23 protein-coding genes are annotated in these 22,645 nt (G+C 38.3%); 12 read left to right on the forward strand and 11 right to left on the reverse strand.

Annotation, left to right across the window (positions count from 1 at the left end):
- Positions 1 to 31 precede the first annotated feature (31 nt).
- On the forward strand, positions 32 to 1,573 hold the full coding sequence (locus FJR08_RS13645) for a DUF4335 domain-containing protein (protein WP_015079734.1): 1,542 nt from the start codon (positions 32 to 34) through the stop codon (positions 1,571 to 1,573).
- A 358-nt stretch (positions 1,574 to 1,931) separates the two neighbouring features.
- On the opposite strand, the gene FJR08_RS13650 is transcribed toward FJR08_RS13645, so the two are convergent.
- Entirely contained in the window at positions 1,932 to 2,594 is a 663-nt protein-coding gene (locus tag FJR08_RS13650; RefSeq protein WP_168633527.1) for a glycosyltransferase family 2 protein, read from the reverse strand.
- A 109-nt stretch (positions 2,595 to 2,703) separates the two neighbouring features.
- Here FJR08_RS13650 and FJR08_RS13655 point away from each other — a divergent pair, with 109 nt between their 5' ends.
- Complete coding sequence (locus FJR08_RS13655; RefSeq protein ID WP_168633528.1) at positions 2,704 to 3,702, forward strand: glycosyltransferase; 999 nt, start codon at positions 2,704 to 2,706, stop codon at positions 3,700 to 3,702.
- Between the two features lie 91 nt (positions 3,703 to 3,793).
- Here the strand turns inward: FJR08_RS13655 and FJR08_RS13660 are convergent, their stop codons facing one another.
- Both FJR08_RS13660 and FJR08_RS13665 read right to left on the reverse strand, forming a co-directional pair.
- The gene (locus FJR08_RS13660) at positions 3,794 to 4,711 is read right to left on the reverse strand and encodes an LD-carboxypeptidase (RefSeq protein WP_168633529.1); all 918 of its coding nucleotides are present in this window, start codon (positions 4,709 to 4,711) and stop codon (positions 3,794 to 3,796) included.
- 82 nt (positions 4,712 to 4,793) lie between these two features.
- A complete protein-coding gene (locus FJR08_RS13665) occupies positions 4,794 to 5,792 on the reverse strand; it encodes a DMT family transporter (RefSeq protein WP_168633530.1) in 999 nt (332 codons plus the stop codon).
- A gap of 178 nt (positions 5,793 to 5,970) precedes the next feature.
- Between FJR08_RS13665 and FJR08_RS13670 the strand changes: the two genes are divergently transcribed.
- Positions 5,971 to 6,450, forward strand: a complete 480-nt coding sequence (locus FJR08_RS13670) for a molybdenum cofactor biosynthesis protein MoaE (protein WP_168204468.1) — start codon at positions 5,971 to 5,973, stop codon at positions 6,448 to 6,450.
- Between the two features lie 150 nt (positions 6,451 to 6,600).
- On the opposite strand, the gene FJR08_RS13675 is transcribed toward FJR08_RS13670, so the two are convergent.
- A complete protein-coding gene (locus FJR08_RS13675; RefSeq protein WP_015079740.1) occupies positions 6,601 to 6,915 on the reverse strand; it encodes a YkvA family protein in 315 nt (104 codons plus the stop codon).
- 188 nt (positions 6,916 to 7,103) lie between these two features.
- On the opposite strand from FJR08_RS13675, the gene FJR08_RS13680 reads away from it, so the two are divergent.
- The 5 genes from FJR08_RS13680 (at position 7,104) to FJR08_RS13700 (ending at position 12,865) form a co-directional block, all read left to right on the forward strand.
- Entirely contained in the window at positions 7,104 to 7,892 is a 789-nt protein-coding gene (locus tag FJR08_RS13680; RefSeq protein ID WP_168633531.1) for a MotA/TolQ/ExbB proton channel family protein, read from the forward strand.
- Positions 7,882 to 8,463 (forward strand): biopolymer transporter ExbD, encoded by a 582-nt coding sequence (locus tag FJR08_RS13685; protein WP_168633532.1) that lies wholly within the window; start codon positions 7,882 to 7,884, stop codon positions 8,461 to 8,463. The genes FJR08_RS13680 and FJR08_RS13685 overlap by 11 nt, the downstream gene beginning before the upstream one ends.
- Before the next feature lie 113 nt (positions 8,464 to 8,576).
- A complete protein-coding gene (locus tag FJR08_RS13690) occupies positions 8,577 to 9,569 on the forward strand; it encodes a zinc-dependent alcohol dehydrogenase family protein (protein WP_015079743.1) in 993 nt (330 codons plus the stop codon).
- Positions 9,570 to 9,585: 16 nt separating this feature from the next.
- Positions 9,586 to 11,874 (forward strand): pentapeptide repeat-containing protein, encoded by a 2,289-nt coding sequence (locus FJR08_RS13695; protein WP_174783095.1) that lies wholly within the window; start codon positions 9,586 to 9,588, stop codon positions 11,872 to 11,874.
- 118 nt (positions 11,875 to 11,992) lie between these two features.
- Positions 11,993 to 12,865, forward strand: coding sequence for an S-methyl-5'-thioadenosine phosphorylase (locus FJR08_RS13700; protein WP_168633533.1), 873 nt, complete (start codon positions 11,993 to 11,995; stop codon positions 12,863 to 12,865).
- A gap of 26 nt (positions 12,866 to 12,891) precedes the next feature.
- On the opposite strand, the gene FJR08_RS13705 is transcribed toward FJR08_RS13700, so the two are convergent.
- From FJR08_RS13705 to FJR08_RS13735, 7 genes are all read right to left on the reverse strand, one after another.
- On the reverse strand, positions 12,892 to 13,182 hold the full coding sequence (locus tag FJR08_RS13705) for a type II toxin-antitoxin system RelE/ParE family toxin (RefSeq protein ID WP_168633534.1): 291 nt from the start codon (positions 13,180 to 13,182) through the stop codon (positions 12,892 to 12,894).
- Entirely contained in the window at positions 13,182 to 13,517 is a 336-nt protein-coding gene (locus tag FJR08_RS13710) for a hypothetical protein (protein WP_015079747.1), read from the reverse strand. The genes FJR08_RS13705 and FJR08_RS13710 overlap by 1 nt, the downstream gene beginning before the upstream one ends.
- A 72-nt stretch (positions 13,518 to 13,589) precedes the next feature.
- Positions 13,590 to 14,102 (reverse strand): hypothetical protein, encoded by a 513-nt coding sequence (locus FJR08_RS13715; protein ID WP_015079748.1) that lies wholly within the window; start codon positions 14,100 to 14,102, stop codon positions 13,590 to 13,592.
- 249 nt (positions 14,103 to 14,351) lie between these two features.
- Positions 14,352 to 15,074 (reverse strand): Uma2 family endonuclease, encoded by a 723-nt coding sequence (locus FJR08_RS13720; RefSeq protein WP_168633535.1) that lies wholly within the window; start codon positions 15,072 to 15,074, stop codon positions 14,352 to 14,354.
- 83 nt (positions 15,075 to 15,157) lie between these two features.
- Positions 15,158 to 17,302: a caspase family protein gene (locus FJR08_RS13725; RefSeq protein WP_168633536.1), complete on the reverse strand. Its 2,145-nt coding sequence runs from the start codon at positions 17,300 to 17,302 to the stop codon at positions 15,158 to 15,160.
- Positions 17,303 to 17,377: 75 nt separating this feature from the next.
- Positions 17,378 to 18,559, reverse strand: a complete 1,182-nt coding sequence (gene sat / locus FJR08_RS13730; protein WP_168633537.1) for a sulfate adenylyltransferase — start codon at positions 18,557 to 18,559, stop codon at positions 17,378 to 17,380.
- Positions 18,560 to 19,024: 465 nt separating this feature from the next.
- Positions 19,025 to 21,076 (reverse strand): putative Ig domain-containing protein, encoded by a 2,052-nt coding sequence (locus FJR08_RS13735; RefSeq protein ID WP_168633538.1) that lies wholly within the window; start codon positions 21,074 to 21,076, stop codon positions 19,025 to 19,027.
- A gap of 193 nt (positions 21,077 to 21,269) precedes the next feature.
- Between FJR08_RS13735 and FJR08_RS13740 the strand changes: the two genes are divergently transcribed.
- The 4 genes from FJR08_RS13740 (at position 21,270) to FJR08_RS13755 (ending at position 22,616) form a co-directional block, all read left to right on the forward strand.
- Positions 21,270 to 21,683, forward strand: a complete 414-nt coding sequence (locus FJR08_RS13740; protein ID WP_168633539.1) for a hypothetical protein — start codon at positions 21,270 to 21,272, stop codon at positions 21,681 to 21,683.
- Positions 21,674 to 22,102, forward strand: coding sequence for a transposase (locus tag FJR08_RS13745; protein WP_254435755.1), 429 nt, complete (start codon positions 21,674 to 21,676; stop codon positions 22,100 to 22,102). Before FJR08_RS13740 ends, FJR08_RS13745 begins: the two co-directional genes overlap by 10 nt.
- Positions 22,103 to 22,233: 131 nt before the next feature.
- Positions 22,234 to 22,395, forward strand: coding sequence for a hypothetical protein (locus tag FJR08_RS13750; RefSeq protein ID WP_168633541.1), 162 nt, complete (start codon positions 22,234 to 22,236; stop codon positions 22,393 to 22,395).
- Positions 22,392 to 22,616, forward strand: a complete 225-nt coding sequence (locus tag FJR08_RS13755) for a type II toxin-antitoxin system VapC family toxin (protein ID WP_015079754.1) — start codon at positions 22,392 to 22,394, stop codon at positions 22,614 to 22,616. The genes FJR08_RS13750 and FJR08_RS13755 overlap by 4 nt, the downstream gene beginning before the upstream one ends.
- Positions 22,617 to 22,645 lie beyond the last annotated feature (29 nt).

A 22,645-nucleotide genomic window follows, 5' to 3' on the forward strand; every position in this document is an offset into this window, starting at 1 on the left:
ATTCCCTATTTTTTTCGTTGAAATTGTTGTTATGTCTCTATCAAATCCTGTCATTCGTCGCTATACCCCCCCCACTTGCACACTAGAAATCTGGGCGGAAAACTCCCCTTTGTCCCGGTGGACAGACAAAACTATTATTAATGATCCTAGTTTTCGTCTGCAATTTGATGATCCACAACTACCAGAAGCACAGAAAATTATCATCCAGGGTGATCACCAGCAGCTAGAAGTTTTATGTAATATTGTTACTACTTACGTTCAAAAGCTGCTGCAACAATCTGCCGAAGATTTTAGTATCACTTTAGCAGGTAATGATTATCCCCATACAGGATCAGAAGCAGCTCCAGAATCGCCCGATATTCCCCCGTCTGCCTTTCCTACCCAAAATTTACGATCCTTTAACACTCAAATTCCCCAAACGAAAGTTTATTTAGAATCTAGTAGTAATTTAACTCACAAACTCTTTTTTGGTGATCTTGCTAACCAGACATCTGGACAGGTAATTAAACTGAGTTTACTACAACTATTTGATTTAGCAACAGCTTTAGATGAATACACATCTGATATGATTGTTTTACCAACTACTAGTAGTCAAACTGTCAGGCAGAATCTACCTAAGTGGGCCCCTATAGCCGCAGTTTTGGTATTAGCAGCCGGCTTAACACCATTTACCTGGCAATATGCCAAGAATATTCAGAAAAATCGGCAGAGAATAGCTAAAAATAGTCCTGAGTCCGTCAAACCAGTGGCGATAGAACCTTCTGTACAAGACACTACAGCAACGCCGCCACTCCCTTTAATCACGCCTCAGCCCCAACTGATACCACCACTTACTAACTTTAGTACGCCCTTACCGCCGCTTTCCGTTCCTAATACAACTATCCCTGGGACACCAACCACAACATCTCAGCCGTCATTAACCATACCATCCGATACTTCTTCCTATCCTATTCCTCGACAAATTCTTGATAGCCCGAAAGTAGCAAAAGCCATACCAAATTCTTCAAGTATTCTGGCTAAAAAAGGCATGAATACCCCTAAATCTCAGAATTTGCCATCTAATATTTCCCCACCATCTCAGTCTGTTGCCACTATCCCCAACAATAGTTTTAGTAATCTTCCTAACATAATTCCCACTCCTTTTGCTCCGGAATTACCGCAGGATACTGTAGGTATCGCTACGCCAGATCAGCCATCTCCAGCGGAAAATAAAGAGAATTTAATTAGGAAATTAAGAACTGCAACTAAAACTACGTCAGGTACACAAGTTACTAATAATAAGACTTTATTTGATACACCTCAAGTAGCAGAAGCGAGAGAATACCTCAACAAACGTTGGCAACCACCAACTGGTCTCTCTCAAGCCTTAGAATATAGTTTAACATTGGGTATTGATGGTACAATTGAAAAGATTTTGCCCTTAAATAAAGTTGCCAGAGAATACATTGATAGTAGTGGCATTCCCCAAATTGGGAAACCTTTTGTTTCTACTAATAAATCTGGGCAAAACTTGAGAATACGAGTTATTCTCAATCCTGATAGTAAAGTGCAAACATTTCCAGAAACACCATAGGAATTAAAAGAATGCAGAATTTAGAATTTAGAATTTAGAATTACGTTTTGCAACGGGGATTTTACCCCGACGCAAAACCCGCTGCTTGTAGAAGCAGGGGACTTTAACCCCCAAAGGTAAGTTAAAAATTATAAAAAAAGGGAACGGGGAACAGATAAGAAACTTTGGTTCTGAGTTCAGAGCTTCAGTCAAAAAAAAGATGTTTTTAAAAGATGCGTAGCCCGAAAAAAACAGTGTCATTATTTCAATTTCATGTTTTTAAACATGAGTTTTTTCTGTTCCCTGTTGCTTCGGAGTTCCCTCTGAACTAATAATTTTGCTTCGATTGCTCTTTGCTAAATTATAAAATCTAAATAGGTTAATTAGAAGAGGACATTTTATCTAGGAAAATCTTGGTGGTACTATCTTCTACTCTCGTATAAATATAAGTTTCCGGCTCTTTGATTTTGTGAGTTTTGAAGATTTTTTCGGCACGCTCCCATAAATCTGCATCCTCACCATAGGGAATATTATTAAATCCCTTTAATTCAAAAAATATCGGTCTTTTTCCAAAAAATGTAGCACCGACAACGCATTCTCTAATATTAATTGTTTGATCGGGTTGAAAATAATCAGGAACAGAAAATTCCTCCTCAATTTCACATCCACCTTCAATCAAATCAATCTCTGGATTAGCTTGCATAAATTCCAACCGCGACTCTAGATGATAGGGTTTATAGGTATCGTCACTGTCAATAAATGTGATATAGTTTCCAAAAGATGCTTGAATACCCGCATTTCTGGCGTAAGCGGCTTTCCGATTTTGATGTTTCAGATAACGGATATGACTAAATTTTTGTAGGTAACTATTGACAATTTCAAAAGTATGATCTTGGCTACCATCATCAACTACAATTAATTCAAAATCCTGAAAAGTTTGTTGAAGGACGCTATTTATGCAATCGTTTAAGTATTTTGCCCGATTGTAGGTACATAAAATAATCGAGATTGTCGGCTTAGGGTCAAAATTTATACTAGGCATTTTTTTGAGGTTGAACAAAAGTTCCCTGAAATTAGGTATAACTCGCATATTATACGTTATTTATGGATTACTATAAAAATCACCCATTTGTTCAAAATCATTAAATATTATGAATCAAAATCAGTTTATTCAACAAGAGTTAAATCCTCAAATTACAGTTGTTATGCCAGTGTATAATGGCGAAAAGTATCTTGATACAGCAATCAAGAGTATTTTAAATCAAACGTTTACCAATTTTGAACTTGTCATTGTAGATGATGCTTCCACAGATAGCAGCGTAAAAATTATCAATTCCTACCAAGATGAAAGAATTAAATTAATTCAAAACAATATCAATCTGGGGATACCAACAACTAGAAATAAATGTTTGCAAGCATCATCAGGTGAGTACATTGCTGTTTTAGATTGTGATGACTATGCATATCCATCAAGATTAGCAGAACAATTTGAGTTTATGGAAAATAACCCAGACTTTGGTATGGTTGGGTCTTGGGTTGAATTAATGGATGATCATGATAATTTGACGGGTGAAGTATGGAATGAGGAAGAACCCGATCAAAAAATTCCTTGTAGGCTGTTATTCCATAACTATTTTGCTCATTCAGCGGTTTTGATGAGAAGAAGTGCAATCAACGCAGTTGAGATAAATGGAGAGGTTTATAGAAAAGATTATCCAAATGCTCAAGACTATGATCTATGGGTAAGAATATCAAAAAAATTCAAAGTTTGGAATCTTCCCAAAGTTTTAATTAAATATCGTGTACATTCTCATTGTATAAGTCTAAAAGCCGCAAATTTAGTTGAAAAATTGACCTGTAAAATAGTTACTGATCAAATCAATGATTTAGGTATTCAACCCACGGATAAAGAATTAGCATTACATAGACAAATAGGATCTTATAATCCCCAGGAAATTGATACATCTATAGAGTACATGAAAGAAGTAGCAAATTGGTTGACAATACTCAGAAATGCTAATAATGAAACAGGTTTATACAATCATCATGATTTTAATCAAGTTCTAGCAGATTTACAGTTATTTATATTTTGTCATTGTCTTAAACAACAAGAAATGAAACTACACAGATTAGAATTGATTACCTCATAGCAATACCTTGTCCAAATTGGAAAAAGCCTTGATTTGTAGGTTAGGTTAAGCGACAGCGCGACCCAACACCCCATCACAAAGAGGCCTATGTCTATGGGGAAAAATGCAATATTCCTTGTTCAGCGTCTAATGTTGCCATCACTCCCACAGGTAAAGCAGCATTGGGGGTATCATGACCAAAGGGGAGATTAGAAACTATGGGAATACCCAAATCACCCAAACAATCGCGCAATACTTCCTCTACAGTAAAACTAGGTATATTAGGTGGGGCTTCACACTTAGTAAACCCTCCCAAAGCAATACCACGAACTTTAGATAAAGCCCCGCTCAAACGCCACTGTGTCAACATCCTATCAATGCGATAAGGTGTTTCTGTCACATCTTCCCAGGCTAATATTACACCATCGAGGTCGGGTAAAATCGGTGTTCCTAAAAGATGGGTAGCGACTGTCAGATTACCAGGAAGCAAGATTCCCGTTACTGTACCACCACCCCAACCACAACCTTTTAAAGGTGCGAGGTGACGACCTTCTACTATGTCTAATAACCGCTTGATTGACCATTCTGACTCATTGGCTAGGGTAGTCATGACGGGACCATGTACACTGGCAATTCCGGCGTTATAGAGACTCCAAAGCAGGGCTGTGATGTCAGAAAAGCCAATTAACCATTTAGGGGTAATGGTATTTTCTTGCCAAGTCCAATCTTCTAAAATCCGGGTGCTACCAAAACCACCTCTCGCGCAGAGGATTCCCTGACATTCGGGATCTTGCCATGCTGTGGCTAATTGTTGACGACGGTGGGCATCTGTACCAGCTAGATAACCATGTCTATCATTGAGATTGTCGCCAATTTTAATCCGATAGCCGTGGGACTTCCAAATTTCCACACCTTGATTAAAAGCCTCAACTTCTCGCAATGCACCACTGGGGGCAATGACGCGCAGTAAATCACCGGGTTTGAGGGGTGGGGGTTTGAGGGTAGATTTGAGATTTTGAATGTTAGACATCAAGAGAATTACTGGCGGTTGTTAAATTTAAATTAGATCAAGAATCCACGGTAAAAGCCATACTGTAAGAGACTCTTAACTCTTAACTCCTGACTCCTGACTCCTGACTCCTGACTTCTGTGATAGTAGGTTTCTGATTTCCGCCGATATTTTCCCGTTGGTTAATTAAATAAATACTGATTAAGGTCAGAAAAACCCCAAACCATTGAATAGTAGTCAGGACTTCATTGAGAAAAATATAACCAAATATTAAAGCAAAAACGGGTGTGAGAAAAGTCAGAGAACTTAAACTGGTGAGATTGCCACTAGAGGCAAAGTAGAAAAATAATCCGTAAGCGATCGCACTGCCAAATACAGTAGCATAACTTAATGCCAACCAGTCCGATAGGACAAGATTTTCCCACTGTTGAGATTCTAATACTGAAGAAATTCCCCACAAAGGCAAGCCACCGATAATCATGTGCCATCCTGTAGCTGTTACTGGATCTACATATCGGCACACAAAGCGAATCATCACTGTTCCCACAGCCATTGATAAAGCTGCCAGTAACATTAACCACTCACCACTATCAAATAACTGTTGCCAATTATCTGTAGAGATGGTGATTCCTGATGCAAAAAGATGGAAAATCAACTCTTGAGGTAAACCAATCAAACTAATTCCTGTGATTCCCAAACCTAACCCTAACCATCCCCATAATCCAATATGTTCTTGAAATAACCACAGGGAAAGTAAAGCTACTGCTAGGGGTTGGGAGTCTATCATGACCGAACCTAAACCAGCATTGGTTCTGACTAAACCTTCAGCTAAAAAGCCTTGAAATAAAGTGCCATCAACTAAAGCAAATATAATAATCCACAACCACCCTAACCAACTTTGAGGTTGAGGTTTACCCATAAATGCAGCCACCATGAGAATTAACACCCCCGCAGGTATTAATCTGACTCCAGCCATAAATAGGGGTGTGGTGTGAGGAATTACGCCTTTCATTGCCACCATTGCTGTACCCCAAAGGAAAAAAGGAGCAATTAATAGTAGATACGCGAGGGGATTTTTAGATCCACTGAGTTGCACTTGCATGAGATGATTGTGGTTTTTATGAATAGATGAAAAAATTAGTTTAACTGATTTTACGGTTTTTGAAGTCTTGGTGAGTGGAAATAAGATTCTAATAATTATTAACCGCAGATGAACGCAGATGAACGCAGATAAAGATGGATGAATTAAGGGATTTTAGGATGCTGTTAGGAGAATGTAAATGATCACAACTAAACCCAGGGTTGAAGATAGTTTTGGGATGACATTAGCACCATTGTCTGTGGAAGAAATCTACAGTCAGGCAGATAATCCTGCTAATGGTGCGGTGGTAGTAATGAGTGGTATGGTTCGTAATCAAACTGATGGTAAGTCTGTGGTAGCTTTGGAATATCAAGCTTATGAACCAATGGCTTTGCAGGTATTTTATCAAATTGCTGATGATATTCGTGATCAATGGCCTGATGTGAGTCGGGTGGTGATATATCATCGCATTGGTAGATTGTCTGTTGGGGAAATTAGTGTGGTTGTGGCTATCGGTTGTCCTCATCGTGGTGAGGCTTTTGCCGCTTGTGAGTATGCTATTAATACATTAAAACACAATGCGCCGATTTGGAAAAAGGAACACTATAGCTTGCTGGGTGAAGATGGTTCTCCAATAGCAGAGTCTAGTTGGGTATCTATTAAAGATTGTAAACACTGAGAAACCAAGAAAAATACATTGGTTATTGATTGTAATATAGGTTGGGTTGTTCGCGTCAAAGTTGCGAAGCAATGGAACTAAACCCCATATTAACCATAAGATACCAATAAATGGTGTTGGGTTTCCTTGGGTCAACCCAACCTACTAATACTACTTAACAGGGATAGAATCAACATCCACAGTTTCGCCAGCCGCAGGGGCATGATTAGCCGGATTGCTGGTACTATTTTCTACAGTTCCTTTTTTGGCCTTCCAACCATCAAGAACTAAGGAAGAAACTTCGGAAACGAATAAACTTAACAATAAAACATCATCAATTTGGCCAATAATAGGAATAAAATCTGGAGAAATATCTAAAGGACTAATTAAATAGGCTACCGTGCCGATAATTATCCACCAACGGTATTTAGGATTGCGTAGAGTGTTCCGATACCATGTGTACAGGGATTGAATTGAGAAGTTCATGTTCTTAACCTCCAGTGATTTTTTTATTTTGGCAAATAATCCTCTAAACTCCCGGTGGGAATAACCGTCATATTGTGTATAGAAGATGTTACTCCTGAGTAATTAGTTAGAAAAGTTTGTGAGTAATGCAAAACTCTCTAAAATGAAAATGCTTTGACTATTAGGAATGGAGAGAGGAAACCCACACAGTGGATATTTTAGATTTATTTAAGAAAGGCGGGCCCTCCATGTGGCCTTTGCTAGTTTTATCAGTCCTATCAGTAAGTGTGATTTTTGAACGGCTGTGGTTCTGGTTACGGATTCTTGCTCAGGAAAAAGAAATAGTCAATCGGGTTCTGGATGCTGCTGGTGAGGATTGGGGCATCGCTGAAGCAATAGCTGAACAAGCCAAAAATCAGCCCATTGGCAGATTTTTATACGCACCTTTAAGCTTACAAAAAAGTGATCCAGAAACCTTTAGATTAGCCCTAGAATCCACCGCAGCGGACGAAATAGCCGGAATGCGTCGGGGTGAAAAACTTTTAGAAGCGGTGATTGCCCTTTCGCCACTGTTAGGATTATTGGGTACAGTTCTGGGTTTGATTCGTTCTTTAGGTGCAATTCGCATTGGTGATTTGGGAACTGAATCTACAGCCGGTGTCACCACGGGGATTGGGGAATCGTTAATTAGTACAGCAGCGGGATTAATAGTAGCGATCGCTAGTTTAGTATTTTACCGCCTATTTCAGAGTTTTGTTGTTAACCAAGTTAAAATTTTCAACAAAGCTGGTAATGAAATGGAACTGCTTTACCGTCAATATCCTCCCGAACCTAAAACAATTAACACAGAAAGATTCTCAAAACGCACCTCTAAAAATTTCGATTCATCTTCTCAGTTAGAATCAAAAACATTTATCCAAGAACCGGAAAATGAGCCAGATGATACAACTTATCATTCCAATTTGAAATCTGGAGAAAAACAAGAAGATGAAAGTTAAGCTAGATACTCCGACTGAAGACGTTCAGATTCAAATTATCCCCTTAATTGATGTTGTTTTTTGTATTCTGACATTCTTTCTCTTAGCAGCTTTGCAATTTACTCGTCAACAAGCAATTAATGTTGACTTACCCAAAGCTAGTACAGGCGAAAATTCTGCGGCTAATTCCCAAATTAAAAGCAAAATATTACCTGTAACAATTGATGCTATTGGATTGACTTACATCGAAAAAGAACCTGTGAAACAGGAAGAATTAGAAGCACGTTTAAAACAATATATCCAAGCCAATCCAGATGGAATTTTAGTATTGAATGCGTCGCGGACAGCTACTTATAACGACGTGATTCAAACATTGGATTTGCTGAGAAAAGTAGGAGGAAATCGTGTATCTTTGGGAATTATCCCCGGTTCATCTCAACCACTGACAAATTCACCCAATTTCCCAACTCCTCCCATACCTAATAATCCCACCAACCCAGGAATTAATCTACCAGGGAACGGAATTAATCCCGGTACTTTACCTCAAGCGCCTGTAACACCAGGAACTAATAATTCTTCTCCTCAAAATTAAAACCATTTTGTGAGAAATTTTGGATATTTCTTCCCCATATTTTCCTCAATAATTAGGAATTTATGGGGATATTTTTAGGTAAATTTAAATAAGTGCATTTAGGAGAAAAAACCATGAAAGCGATATTAATGACAGCAGCGGGTAAACCGGAAGTTTTAGAATTACAAGAAGTTCCCCAACCCATACCCACAAATAAAGAAATTTTAGTGAGAATTTTAGCGGCTGGTGTTAATCCCATTGACACAAAATTACGTCAACGGGGGACATTTTACCCTGAACAAATGCCAGCTATTTTAGGATGTGATGGTGCAGGTATAGTGGAAGCTGTGGGTAATGATGTCCAAAAATTTGGCGTTGGTGACGAAGTATATTTTTGCTATGGTGGTTTGGGTGCAAAATCTGGAAATTATGCAGAATATACCATTGTTGATGAAAGATTTGTAGCCTTTAAACCCAAATCGGTTTCTTTCACCGCAGCAGCAGCAGCACCTCTGGTTTTAATCACTGCTTGGGAAGCTTTATATGAACGGGGAAGACTTGAACCAGGAGAAAAGGTATTAGTTCATGCTGGTGCGGGTGGTGTTGGTCATGTGGCTATTCAATTGGCTAAACTCAAAGGTACAGAGGTAGCGACTACGGTTAGTTCTCTAGAAAAGGCTAATTTTGTCACTCAACTTGGTGCGGATAAAATCATTTTTTACAAAGAAACTGATTTTGTCGCATCTGTATTAGAGTGGACTAATGGTGAAGGTGTAGATTTAGTTTTTGATACTGTTGGTGGTGATACTTTTGAAAAATCTTTTCCCGCAGTGCGACTTTATGGGGATATTGTGACTATTCTTGAACCGAAAGCTAACACTGTTTGGAAAGTTGCTAGAAATAGAAATCTCCGCATTGGTTTAGAATTAATGTTAACACCGATGTTGTTAGGAAATGTGGAAGCGTTAATACATCATGGAGATATTTTACAAGAATGTGCTAATTGGATAGATGAAGGGAAGTTAAAAATTGAAGTTAGTCAGACGTTCCCTTTAGCGTCAGCAGCAAAAGCACACGCTTTAGTGGAAACTGGTTCTGTGCTGGGTAAGGTTGTTTTGTTAAATTAATCATTAAGTAGGGAATTTGTTGAGATTGTTTTGTCACTTTAGTTATTTACAAAGATGGGATTTTTCTCAACTTTGGCAAATAAAAAACACCGTTAAAAAAATAAACTTATTATCTGCGAAATTAGGAAAAATCATCATATCTAATTCCGCAGTAATATTGTTTATTTGTATATTTGCTATATTTTTATTTCCTATTCCTACTTTTGCAGTCCCAAATGAACCCATAACTTTAACTTGGGAATTATTACAAGAACGAGTTAAAACACCAATTTTGCGAGATGGTAATTTAACTGTAGATTTAAGGAAAATGGTAATTGATTTACGTCCAGAAAATGGTATTTTCCGAGATGATTTTTACCAATTACTCAGAAAAGAATTACAAAAAACTGGTGCGACGGCTTTGGGTTTAGATTTGAGTAATTCTGTAATTGAAGGTGATTTTTATGGGAGTGATTTGGGTTTAAGAACTCCTGTTTATGCTCAAGGTATAGCCCAAATTTTCACACCTATGGAACGGGAACAGTTAGAAAGTTTACGTTCTGTATGTTTGCAATCTTTAACAAGGGCTTTTCCTAATTCTAAAGATTGTAAATCTTTGTTGAATAATCAGTCAAATAATTCTAGTAGTATTTCTGTGTTTCGTGGGGCTTTAATTATGGTAGAAAGTCGTTTTAATGGTGAGGTAAAATTTCCGAATACGTTCTTTCTGCAATCTGTAAATATTCAAGGGGCAAATTTTTTAAAACCTACTAATTGGGAGGAATCAAGATTTAGTAGAACTGTGAGTTTTAATGGGGCTATTTTTCACGCTCTTAGTAGTTTTCAAGGTAGCATTTTCTTTGACAAAGCTAATTTTCAAAATGTCAAATTTCTAGATGCTACTAATTTCCAAGGTGATGTATTTTGTGATGATGCAAAATTTAATCAAGGAAAATTTCAACAAATAGTTAGGTTTAATAGTAGTTATTGGCAAGAAAATGCTGATTTTTCTAGTGTGATTTTTAATAATCAAGTAAACTTTAACAGAGCTAATTTTCATCAATTTCTATTCATGAAAGATGCTATTTTTAAACAAGGACTAATTTTTCGAGAATCTGAGTTTAATCAATCTGTGGATTTGCAAAGTGCAAGTATTCTTAATCAAGCTGATTTTAGTGATGTTAACTTTGCGGAAACAGCATTTTTAAATGTTTCTGATTTGGTGTTTAATTCTAATCAAGCGAAAATTTTAGGTAATGTTGGAGAAATTGGCAAAAAGTTGATTGTCCCCACTTTACGCGGTAATCAAAATATTTTGCGGAATTTAAGTCAAAATTTCCGGTTACAACAGCAGGTTAGTGATGCAAATCAGTTAGAATATACAAAACAACGGTTAAGGTTAATTGAATTAAGTCATCAGTTGATAGCTATTAATATTAATACTGCTGCTGTGAATAGGTTGATAAATTTAGGTTTTTCCGCAACCCAAGCGGCTGAAATTTATCAATATCGTCAAATCAAACATTTTCGGAATATTAGCGAGTTACTAGTTTTAGCAGATGTGAATTTAGAAATATATAATCAGTTAAGTGATAGAATTATTGCCACTGAACCTCTGGTTTTTAGTGGGTGGGTAGTTAGATCTTTAAGTTGGTTGTTATTGAGTTTATTATTGTTGTTAAGTGGTTATGGGACAAACTTTTGGTTAGTATTTGGTGTGGGTGGTGTAGTTATTTCCTGTTTTGGTGTATTATTTTGGTTAGTTGATCGCTATCGTCGTTTGTCTCCTGTAGCAATTGTTCCTAGATATTATGAAACTGTTTGCATATTATTGAGTTTTATTTGTTTAATATCTGGTAGTTTATTAGCAATTTTTCGGAATTCTGGGAATCCTTGGTTAACTCTACTGTGTTTATTTTTCATTATTTTTCCCTTACCTGGAATTTTATTATGGCGACTTTATCAACAAGGACGTTATCATGATTTAATGGATATTTCCTATTTTCGAGAAGATGGAACATTAAGACAATTGAGATTATTAATTGGGAGATTACCAGTTATTCCTAGAAATCCTAGTTTCCGGGAAAGATATATGCCACTATTATGGGATAAACGTTGGAATTGGCTGAATTATTATGATTTTAGTTTGAATAATTTGGTGAGATTGGGATTTAATGATATCCGTTTACGTGATGAACATTTACCAGGAATTATCTCTACCTTGGCTTGGTATCAATGGAGTTTAGGGTTACTTTATATTATTCTCGCTGGTTGGACTCTCTCGCGGACAATTCCCGGCTTGAATTTATTGATTTATCTCAAATAGATTGAAAATTTTTCAACTTTTAGAAAAACAAGAACTTTATTTTTTACCGAATATTCTTGTACAATATACAGACGGTAAAATTACTTATTAATCCCATTCATCACAAGGTTGATAATTTATGAATGTAGCTAGAATTGGCATCATTGGTGGTAGTGGGTTGTATAAGATGGAAGCACTGAAAGATGTGGAGGAAATAGAAATTTCTACGCCTTTTGGTTCACCGTCAGATGCGATTATTCTCGGAACTTTAGAGGAAACACGAGTGGCATTTTTAGCGCGTCATGGTCGTAATCATACGTTGTTACCTTCGGAGTTGCCATTTCGGGCTAATATTTACGCTATGAAGCAATTGGGGGTAGAATACCTGATTTCTGCTAGTGCTGTGGGTTCTTTGAAGGCTGAAGCTAAACCCCTAGATATGGTAATTCCCGATCAATTTATTGACCGCACCAAGAATCGCATTTCTACCTTCTTTGGTGAGGGAATTGTGGCGCATATTGCTTTTGGTGAGCCGATTTGCCATAATTTGTCCGGGGTTTTGGCTGAAGCGATCGCTTCTTTAAGTTTACCAGATGTTACATTACATAATGGTGGTACGTACGTATGTATGGAGGGACCGGCTTTTTCTACTAAGGCTGAATCTCATCTTTATCGGAGTTGGGATGCTACAGTCATCGGGATGACAAATTTACCCGAAGCGAAGTTAGCCAGGGAAGCAGAAATCGCCTATGCAACCTTGGCGCTGGTGACGGATTATGATTGTTGGCATCCTGATCATGATAGTGTGACGGTGGAAATGGTGATTGGGAATTTACATAAAAATGCAGCAAATGCACAAAAGGTAATTCAAGAAACTGTGAAGCGGTTGAGTGCAAATCCCCCTGCTAGTGAGGCGCATTCGGCTTTGAAATATGCGATTTTGACGAATTTGGAGAAAGCGCCAGCAGCAACTAAGGAGAAGTTGGCTTTGTTGTTGGAGAAGTATTTGTAAGGGAATAGGGGATGAGAACTGACTGACTAAATCGGTCTATTCTCTCGCCCATGATAGATGCGTAAAATAATCACATCATCTTCGAGAATAGTGTAGTGAATAATATAGCCGTATTTACCAAAAGAAACTAAAAGTTTTCGTAATCCTGCTACGTCATCTACAATCGCGCCTCGATGTGGATTTTGCTGTAGAGTATCGCTAGAAGAGACTATTGTTTGTACTGCGCGTGCTGCTGCGTTAACATCATTAAGTGCGATAAAATCGTAATGACGATTTAAGTCGTTAATTGCAGTTTGGGTCCAAACTATCTGAGACATCAGCGTTCTTGATTGATTCCTAAGCTATTTACCCATTCCCGCACTCGTTCATGTTCCACTCCTGAACCTGTGCGACGGTAGGCTTCTAGCGCGGATTTACTTTGTTGAATCATGTCGGCTTCAGTGAGAGGTTGAAAATTTAGTTCTGCATCTATTTCGCCATACTCAAGTGATTCTTCTGTGGTTTGAGTAGGTTTATTTGTCAGCAACCGCTCAAAATCTTCTAATTCCCCAGATGTACCAGTTAGCCATGTTAAGAGAAGGGTTTTTACTTGTTCTCCAGGTAATGGTTGAAGATGATCTAGAATTTGTTGTCTAATATTACTCGCTATCATAAGTTTTTGATTTTTGTGGTAGCTTTGCCTTCAATATAACATTTTTGGCGTTGGTGATAGATAGCCATATCATTAATCCCACCAATAAGTAATAACTACAGCATCTCGCTGTTGCCAAAGCGACTCACCTTCCAAACCTGCTTCCAATCTCATTCGTAACTGTCGCCCAAGTCGCAAACCATATTCTTCATTATTACCATCAGTAATATCCACTGAATCTGCACGCCACTTTTTACCCAAATCCAAAAGCTGAGACACGATACTATCTTGGTTTTCTGTCAAAATGTAGAGGGTATCCCCAGGATAAGCTACAAAGTGGATTATACTCGATTCTGGCATCGGGCGATAATTTGCCATTGCCAATAAAGTATCTACCAAACCACCAAAACTTAAACCATTTTCATCTGGTGCAAAAATTGGTTTCGTAAACAGAAAACTTGCCCATAGATGAGAATGTTGGCTAAGATCCCTAACAACCTCCTCCCCATTAAACTCATTAAAGCGACGTTGCCACACCAAAGCTGCAAAAAGTTCCTGGGGACTGTATTCTTGAGCTAGGGTTTGAATATTAGCTAAGTTCAACATAGAGAATTAATAACAGTTTGATTAAGTAGGTTGGCGTTAAAAATTGTCGTTATGGTAAGGGAACAGAAAAGAGGTTTTCAGCCTCCTAATTATATCATTATTGTCCAAAATTATCTGCGTTCATCTGCGTTTATCCTCTTCCATCTGCGGTTAATTCTTTATTGTTGTACCTCACTTGAATGGGAATTACTAGAAAATATCCCCGACTTCTTAAAGAAGTCGGGGATCTGAATAGGATCTTCATGAAAATTAGTCAGAAATGCCAGCATCTCGAAGGCGTTTTTCTAACTCTTCCAAACGTTTTAAGGCAGTTTCTTTAGCAAGTCGTTCTTGTTGCACTAACTCAGAACCCCAAAGTAGCAAATTACCATCTTGATCCCACCAGCGTAACCAGTAACCTTGACGGTTTTCACGTTTTCCTTGCCAAACACCAATAAATAATTCCATTTCAGTTAACCAGTAACGGTTATTTTCATCTGAGAAACGCAATTTATAGTGTCCATTTTCATGCAAGTTATATATTTCTAACTCACCGATATCTGGTTGAAAAATAATGTAATCAGGAACTTGTAAAACTTGTTCATAATAAAACCATTTTCCGGGGGGATAGGTGTGTTTATTAGAATATTCACTACCATCGGTATCGGAAAGAAATTCTATTACCACCGCAGGAATTTGTCCCTGTTTGTGGGGGGTGTAACTGCGTTGGATTTGTTCTCTAGGCACTGTAATTTGCGGCACGTAAGCCCAGTCAGGGGCTTTGATGACAAATTTACCATTAACTGTGGCGCAGATGCCGTAATTGGTGGTAGCAAGGGCAGTTTCTGGAAGTTTGCCAGCGAGTTCTAGGCTTTCTGTGAGTGCTGCTGCTAGACTGGGTTGATTGACATTATCCACAGGTTCATTGTCTAAAACAAAGTCTTCAGGTAAAAGTTCCCAAGTGATCTTGGTGGTGGAAGCACTTACAACCATAGGAAACACAAATAAGGGATTAAATTCTAGTATATAGTTATTCTCAATCAAATGTGAACAGGACAATAATGAAATCCCTACCTCTAAACAACCTGAAAACTAAAGTTCAAACTTGCCCAATTATTCACATCCAAAACATAAGCATCATTAATATCAGTTGTCACTTTACTGGCGTTATGTAAATCTTGTAATATGGCTTGGGCAACTTCTAAGGGATTGACAATGGGACTAATAGCCTGTTGATCTGTGGTAGGATATTTAGCGATCGCTAATGCCGTGAGAGTTTCCTTAAATGGTGCTGTACTCAGAATAATTTGGTGTTCACAAAAAGTATAACGAGTAGGCAGTAACCAGCCAGCTATCGGGTGATTCTCTGGGATTTTGACAGTTTTACCCGGAGGAATCAGAACTTCTATTAATTGGGGTTTGGTAGGAGGAATATCTGTCTGCAGGAAAACTTCCCAAGGATAAAAAGCAAAGGCATCTTGATAATTATTTAAACCCACTAAAATTAAGTATATCGGGCGATCGCTCAAATTTTCAATTTTATATTGCCAGCGACTACCCACAGGAATTGTCGGCATAGCTATTTCTTCATAGCCAGGTGTTTGCAAAGTGTTATCAATACTTGCAGTCCCCAAAGTATCCCTCACCATAAAAACACGGGGTAAAACGTTGTTAACAATCTCTAAAGTTGCCCTCACAGGTAACCGCGAAGAACCTTTATTTTCTGTCAACTGCCACAACTTTGATGCTAACAGAGTAGAAAATTTTGGTTTTAATCGCTGTACTGCCACCTTCACCGCTTCCCCAACTTCCCCTATCGTATTAATAATCAATTCACCACCCAGGCAAAAAAGACCATAACGGCTGGGGACTTGGGCAACTTTACCAAACACATAATCAGCAGTTTCTTCTACAGTAGCAATATTAGCAATCCGGTTAATTCCTGAAAAAACACTAGTAGCATCTACCCGTTCAATTCTTTCCAAACCCTGATCTAAAGCCACATTAACATGAATATTTCGAGGTAATACCCGAATAACTTCTTGGACTATTTGCCCAACTTGAGGTAGGGTAGTAATTTCTTTATTTGTAAATTGGGCTTTAGCTATTAACCCACTTCGTGATTTAACCACTAACTCTTCTCCCGTATCCAGAGTTAACCGAGAATTTACGCCATAATTTGTGAGAACTTGATTAGGTAATCCTCCTAACCATAATTTGACTGTTTTGCCATCATCATCTATGGCTTGAACTACACCAATACTTCTCAATTTATCAATCGGAAAATAATCAACAATTAAAGCATTTTGAGATTTTTTTGGCTCATTTACTAGACTTGGTTGTTGTTTTCCACCTAACTGATACATGGAAGTAGCAACACCAGAAAGAAAAACTGGGATTGTTTTGGCTGGGATAGTTTCCCACAAATATTGAGTTAAAGCATAAGTTAATAATCCCGCAGTCCAATTAGAGAAAAGAAATTCTCCGGCTTGCTGATTTAGTTCTGAAGTCGCATTGATCATCAGAGGATTATTATTAGCTGATTTATGATTTTTCAGTTGTGATAGAAATTCTAATTCTTCTATTTGTAAAGTTGCTGTTGATAATTCTGGACGGGTACGCATTCGTAAACCACTGGGTTTTAATTCACTAGAATGATAGTAGCTAGTATCTAATATTGCTGTAACTTGATTTGTTGGGAGCGATCGCAATAATAATAACAGAGTTTCTGCCAATAAATAGTTTCTCGAATTTGTCCCCAATAAATTATTCTCATCAACAGGAACTATGGCATTATAGATCCCCGACTTCTTGAAGAAGTCGGGGATCTGCTCATTTCCCAAATTAACACGAGTCCCATAACCAGAAAAATGGAAAATCACCACATCTCCAGATTTGGCTTGCTTACCCAAGTGATCTAAAAAAGCATTTTCAATAAATTTTCTGCTGGCTTGTTCATCAGTTAAAGTCAGAATATCTGACGCGGCAAAGCCACAACGATTAATTAACAATTCTGTTTGCAATTCCACATCAGTTACACAACCACCAAGGGCAGGACTTTGTGGATATTGATTAATTCCTATCAATAATGCCAACTTCCGCTGATTAGGTTGTGCTAAAGCTTGGTAATAGGGATTACCCAAACTCAACCACTCAGTTTCAGCCACTCCCAATGCCGCTAATAAGCCGCTAATTTGTTGTAAAAACCCACGCCGTTTCATAATTAACAGTCAGACTCCAGCCCATTCTCATAGCTTAAAGGCTGAAGTCTGGAGAGTAAAGTTTCTGATCTTAACCTAAACTAATACAGGTGCAATTTTCATAGCCCTGGTTAACTCAGCCGCAACTTCTGGACGAGAAAATTCCGGTGGTGGTAACTCACCCCGACGTAACATTTCCCGCACCTTGGTTCCCGACAGATGAACCCGTTCCTCTGGTTTGCTAGGACTGGTTTTAGTTGTGGCCATTTGTTTGGTGCGCTTGCAATAGAAAGCGTGTTCAAACTTCATTGGTACAATTCCCAACTCTTCAGGGGCGAATTCATCAAAGATATATTGAGCGTCATAAGTGCCGTAGTAGTCACCCACACCAGCATGATCACGTCCGACAATAAAATGTGTACAGCCGTAATTTTTCCGCACTAAAGCATGGAAAATGGCTTCTCTAGGCCCAGCATAACGCATGGCTGCCGGGTTAATTGCCAAAATTACTCTATCTACAGGGTAATAGTGTTCTAGTAAAATTTCATAACAACGCATCCGCACATCAGCAGCGATGTCATCTTCTTTTGTTGCCCCTACCAATGGGTGCAAAAATAGACCATCAACAGTTTCTAAGGCGCATTTTTGAATATATTCATGGGCGCGGTGGATAGGATTGCGAGTTTGGAAACCCACAATTGTTTTCCAGCCTTTTTCTCGAAACATTTCCCGTGACGCAGCGGGGTCAATTTGGTAGCTGGGAAAATGGGGATGAGAGTCCCGTTGTAATAACCAGATATCACCAGCTAGGTTGATAGAACCTTGGTTATAAACTACCTGCACCCCAGGATGTTTAGCATCATCAGTGCGATAAACATTTATGGCTTCTTGTTGTTTGTCGTAGGTATACTTTTGGGTCAGTTCCAATACCCCAATAAACTCGCCTCTGGGGTTATCCAGACGCACCAAACCGCCTTTTTGTAGAGGGGCTGCTACTTCTTCGGTTACGGACAGTGTAATAGGAATTGACCAGACAATACCGTTAGCTAACCGCATTTGGGTGACGACTCGGTTATAGTCTGCTTGGTTCATGAAACCAGTCAAAGGACTAAAACCACCAATGGCAATCATTTCTAAATCAGAAACTGCTCGTTCATCAAGTTCCACACGCGGTAAAAAGTCAGCCTTAGAGAGAAATACTTCTCTTTGTGCTGAGGAAGCAACCCGGTTAATTAACTCTCCACCGTGGGCGGCAATGGCATCTGGATGGTAACTCAACGTAATTTTTCCCTAGTTGTTGCAGACTATGTACTAAGTTACCAAATTATTGGTACACATTGTTAAATTTCTGTGAATTTTTTTCCTTTGCCGGTCGGAAAGGGTGAGATTAGGAAAAGATGGTGTATTTTACACTGCTAATACTAGTAGTTCGTCAAGATAAAAATGATGGACTGTAGTGTGAGCGTCTCGCTCACGCGGGCAAGACTTGTACTGAGCAAGCGATGCCCTGAGCCTGTCGAAGGGTCGAAGTATGCCCGCACTGCCAAAAACCCGTCAGGGAATAAATTCCCTGTCTCATAGCTCAAGTCCGTTAAAACGGACTAATGAATTTTCCTAGTATTTAGTCATCTTTTAGATGACTTTCGCTATTAGCAAGGAACTTGAGTTCCTTGCGGGATGAAGATTTTGCGTTAAGTTGACACCAATAAAGCTCTTGCTTTACCCCTACCTCCTAAATGCTTATTACGCAAAAACAAACTGTTTAGGATCTGTCAAACTCAAACTACTGGCTTGAATTCCCGTCAGAGTAGCTAGAGTTTGATTATTGAAGACAATCGCAGTATCTGCACCAACTTGATTTAACTTGAGTGTGGATGTGGTAATACCTAAACTGACAGCACCACTAATCCCAATCACATCAGTCCCCAGTTGGAAGTCAAGCACGGTATTAGCCGAAGAGGGTAATTCAGCATTGACAATCCAGAATTGGTCAGTACCAGCACCACCGGAAATTAAGTTACCACCACCAAGACCAACTCTGAAGATATCGTTACCATCACCACCTAAAGCCCGGTCATTGCTACCCAAATAGAAGGTATCATTACCAAGACCACCGGACATCCGGTTATTACCTTGGCCATCTCTAGCATCAAAGGTATCATTACCATCACTACCAAAAGCGCGATCGCTCTTATTCACAAAGATAGTATCATCACCGCTACCCAGATCAACGATATTGTTACCTGAGTTGGGCAAACTGGATACAGTGGACAGGTCTAACTCATCTTTACCTGCACCTGTAAATACAATATTGTTTTGACCATCGAATTGACTACCAGGAGTGGCAATTAATTTATCATCTCCTGGAGTTCCTACAGTTGTAGATTGGTTGACTGCGAGAGTAAAGATATCATTGACAGTTGCCCCGGCTTTATCTGTCGCAATTACCTTGACATCTAATTTACCGACATTTCCTGTGTTGGGAGTACCACTAAAGGTGCGAGTTGTAGAGTTGAAATTCAACCAATCTGGTAAATTACTACCATCAGCTAACGTGGCAGAATATTTAATTAAATCAGGAATTACACCATCATTGAGCAGTGTATTTTCAAATGTATCTGTTACTAACTGATGCAGTCTTGTTGTGGGATGAACATCGTCCCAAAAAGCATATTGATCAGGGTTAACTGGCGTAGTGACTGTAATTAGCGGCTGAGTAATATTCGTGAATTTGTAATTAGCAGGATTAGTCTGAACTGCTGTACTCAAACCAAAGATGTCTACTAAAGATAAATCAACATTGAGGGCTGGTTCTAAGTTAGTTAAAGCTTGAGTTAAAGCTGCATTAAAACCAATAGAAATTGCTCTGGCATTCGCTACATTGTTATTAGCAATACTCAAAGGAGTAGCACCCAAGTCTGATAAATTGCCAACGACAATTTCTTTAGCACCTAATCCGGCTAAGGTTGTAATTGCACTACTAATATTAGTAACTGCATTAGTCACAGCCTGAGTAGGATCTGTGGCAAGATTCAGAAAATCATTAGCACCAGTCCAGATTACATACAGTCCATCTTTACCAATAGAATTGGCATTTACAGTTTTAAATTGCTGAATTTGTGTGAGTAATCCAGGTACGGTTATTTGCCCAAAAGTATTACTTACTCCTGTATTTGCGCCCAAAAAGGCGTAATTTTGAATTGATTGGTTTGTAAATTGTAAATCAGGGGCAAAGTAATCAACCCAAATTAAGCCATTAGAAAGACGACCTTGATAATTAGGTGATGGTGGAAAGGTGTTACCAGATGCTTTGTAGGCATTACCTGTATCTGAGAGGCTATCACCAAAGATGACGAGGTTTTTATAGGGATTAACTGCGTCTGGATCGGAGAAGGTATCTTTGGGTAGTGTAAATGTAAAGGTAGAATTGACCTTAACTGTTTGATCTAAAAGTGGATTTTTGAGGATGGGTGCGGTATTCACGTTTTGTACCTTAATAGTGAACGTATCATTAACAGATGCTCCTGTTTTATCTGTAGCTGCTACTTTAACATTCAGATTCCCTACATTATCATTAGTGGGAGTACCGCTAAAAGTCCGAGTTGTAGAATTGAAGGTTAACCAATTTGGTAAAGCATTACCATTTTCTAATGTTGCTGAATAGGTGAGAATATCACCCGCATCAATATCTGTGAAGGTGTTGGTGGGAATTTGGAAATTGAAAGCAGTTCCTTGTTTGGCGTTTTGATCTGCGATTAGGTTAGCAACTATTGGTGCATTGTTGACGACTGCCACATCATCATTGGTAATTGTTCCTACGGCTGTAGCGGTGGCAATTGTGGGATTGGTGGGATTGGAAAGGGCGCGGGCCCTGCGCCCCTACAGATTTTCCAATTTACTGACTGTATTAAATTCAGTAATAATACTGTAGTCATGATTAAACATAATCTGTAATCATGATGAATATATATGAACTCAGAGTGTACACATGGTATTAGATATTGTAAATAATACGCTGGACTCTACCACCAGCGTTAATCTAAGCGGGACAAATCAGTTATTCACAAATATTGACATAATAGGTAATACTTATTTACTCAAAGATACAGCCAACAAATATTTTGCTCAAGCAGGAACAAATACCCCAATTACTATCAAAAATGGTGGGCAACAAATCTATCAAGATATCTATTCAGGATGGCAAACTCTAGCAGTAGAAACCGTGAATGGAGATAATCAAGTTCTCTGGAAAAATGTTTCTGGAAACTTCCTGCATATCTGGCATTTAGATAATAATTGGAAGATTATGATTACACCCAAGAAGGGGCATATTTCATTACCTTATGTACCAAAAACAGACAATGTATATTTGGTGATATCAAACAAGGGAAAATGCAATTAAATTTATTAGGCACAATTGCCCGTGATTATTGGCAAGAAATTCCGCAACATTTTCCCCATATTAAATTAGATGTCTTTGTGATTATGCCAAATCATATTCATGGCATATTATGGATTATTGAAAAAATTAAACCGATAAATCAGTCACGGAATTTCGGTGAAATGATTCCTGGTTCAATTCCTTGTGTGATTATGTCTTATAAAAGTGTAGTTACTAAAAATATTAATCAAATCTGCCATCAAAAAGGTATATCTTCCGTATGGCAAAGAAATTTTCATGAACATATTCATCAGGATGAAAAATCATTAGAAGCGATTAGAAACTACATTATTAATAATCCTTTAAACTGGGAAAATGATCCTGATAATATTGGTCAGGTTTATTATGATGATACATTGTTATTAGATGTGCCTTTTTAGATTTAGGGTTGATCTGTGGGTGTTCAGAATTGTAAGGGTTTAGCAGTGCTAAACCCCTACGTTTTGGGGAGGATAAAAAGATGTAGGGATGTGGGAGAGCGAAAATTCGACCGTAGGAATCGCTTTTAGGGATGATGGAATGGAAGTTTCTAGAATTTAAAGCAGGAAACATTGATCTAATTTCACAACAGATAAACACTACAAAGAATTACCCACTCAAAGGAAAACCTATTACCATTGCTAGTGATTTTGATGAACCTATGCCTGAACTTTGGCAAGCATTAGCAGAATGATTTTTCTAGATACCCATATTTGGCTATGGTTGCTTCATGAGCCTAGTCAATTATCACAAGCAGCGCAAGAAGCTATTGAAAGTGAAGAATCCCAAAATGGCTTATTAATTTCAGCAATTTCTGTTTGGGAAGTAGCAGTTAAATCTAGTGTCAATAAATTAGTTTTGCCTTTACCCATTGATGAATGGTATCAGTTAGCGCAAACTGCAAATGCCAAGTAAACTAATTTTTGATAAATAATATTATTACA

Source organism: Dolichospermum sp. UHCC 0260 (genome assembly GCF_009711985.1).
GTDB classification, from domain to species: domain Bacteria; phylum Cyanobacteriota; class Cyanobacteriia; order Cyanobacteriales; family Nostocaceae; genus Dolichospermum; species Dolichospermum lemmermannii.

Excerpts from the sequence above, each read along its gene's own strand:
- FJR08_RS13645 (WP_015079734.1), top strand. The coding sequence starts at position 32 with ATGTCTCTATCAAATCCTGTCATTCGTCGCTATACCCCCCCCACTTGC.
- FJR08_RS13650 (WP_168633527.1), bottom strand. The coding sequence starts at position 2,594 with ATGCCTAGTATAAATTTTGACCCTAAGCCGACAATCTCGATTATTTTA.
- FJR08_RS13655 (WP_168633528.1), top strand. The coding sequence starts at position 2,704 with ATGAATCAAAATCAGTTTATTCAACAAGAGTTAAATCCTCAAATTACA.
- FJR08_RS13660 (WP_168633529.1), bottom strand. The coding sequence starts at position 4,711 with ATGTCTAACATTCAAAATCTCAAATCTACCCTCAAACCCCCACCCCTC.
- FJR08_RS13665 (WP_168633530.1), bottom strand. The coding sequence starts at position 5,792 with ATGCAAGTGCAACTCAGTGGATCTAAAAATCCCCTCGCGTATCTACTA.
- FJR08_RS13670 (WP_168204468.1), top strand. The coding sequence starts at position 5,971 with ATGATCACAACTAAACCCAGGGTTGAAGATAGTTTTGGGATGACATTA.
- FJR08_RS13675 (WP_015079740.1), bottom strand. The coding sequence starts at position 6,915 with ATGAACTTCTCAATTCAATCCCTGTACACATGGTATCGGAACACTCTA.
- FJR08_RS13685 (WP_168633532.1), top strand. The coding sequence starts at position 7,882 with ATGAAAGTTAAGCTAGATACTCCGACTGAAGACGTTCAGATTCAAATT.
- FJR08_RS13690 (WP_015079743.1), top strand. The coding sequence starts at position 8,577 with ATGAAAGCGATATTAATGACAGCAGCGGGTAAACCGGAAGTTTTAGAA.
- FJR08_RS13700 (WP_168633533.1), top strand. The coding sequence starts at position 11,993 with ATGAATGTAGCTAGAATTGGCATCATTGGTGGTAGTGGGTTGTATAAG.
- FJR08_RS13705 (WP_168633534.1), bottom strand. The coding sequence starts at position 13,182 with ATGTCTCAGATAGTTTGGACCCAAACTGCAATTAACGACTTAAATCGT.
- FJR08_RS13710 (WP_015079747.1), bottom strand. The coding sequence starts at position 13,517 with ATGATAGCGAGTAATATTAGACAACAAATTCTAGATCATCTTCAACCA.
- FJR08_RS13715 (WP_015079748.1), bottom strand. The coding sequence starts at position 14,102 with ATGTTGAACTTAGCTAATATTCAAACCCTAGCTCAAGAATACAGTCCC.
- FJR08_RS13720 (WP_168633535.1), bottom strand. The coding sequence starts at position 15,074 with ATGGTTGTAAGTGCTTCCACCACCAAGATCACTTGGGAACTTTTACCT.
- FJR08_RS13725 (WP_168633536.1), bottom strand. The coding sequence starts at position 17,302 with ATGAAACGGCGTGGGTTTTTACAACAAATTAGCGGCTTATTAGCGGCA.
- FJR08_RS13740 (WP_168633539.1), top strand. The coding sequence starts at position 21,270 with ATGGTATTAGATATTGTAAATAATACGCTGGACTCTACCACCAGCGTT.
- FJR08_RS13745 (WP_254435755.1), top strand. The coding sequence starts at position 21,674 with ATGCAATTAAATTTATTAGGCACAATTGCCCGTGATTATTGGCAAGAA.
- FJR08_RS13750 (WP_168633541.1), top strand. The coding sequence starts at position 22,234 with ATGATGGAATGGAAGTTTCTAGAATTTAAAGCAGGAAACATTGATCTA.
- FJR08_RS13755 (WP_015079754.1), top strand. The coding sequence starts at position 22,392 with ATGATTTTTCTAGATACCCATATTTGGCTATGGTTGCTTCATGAGCCT.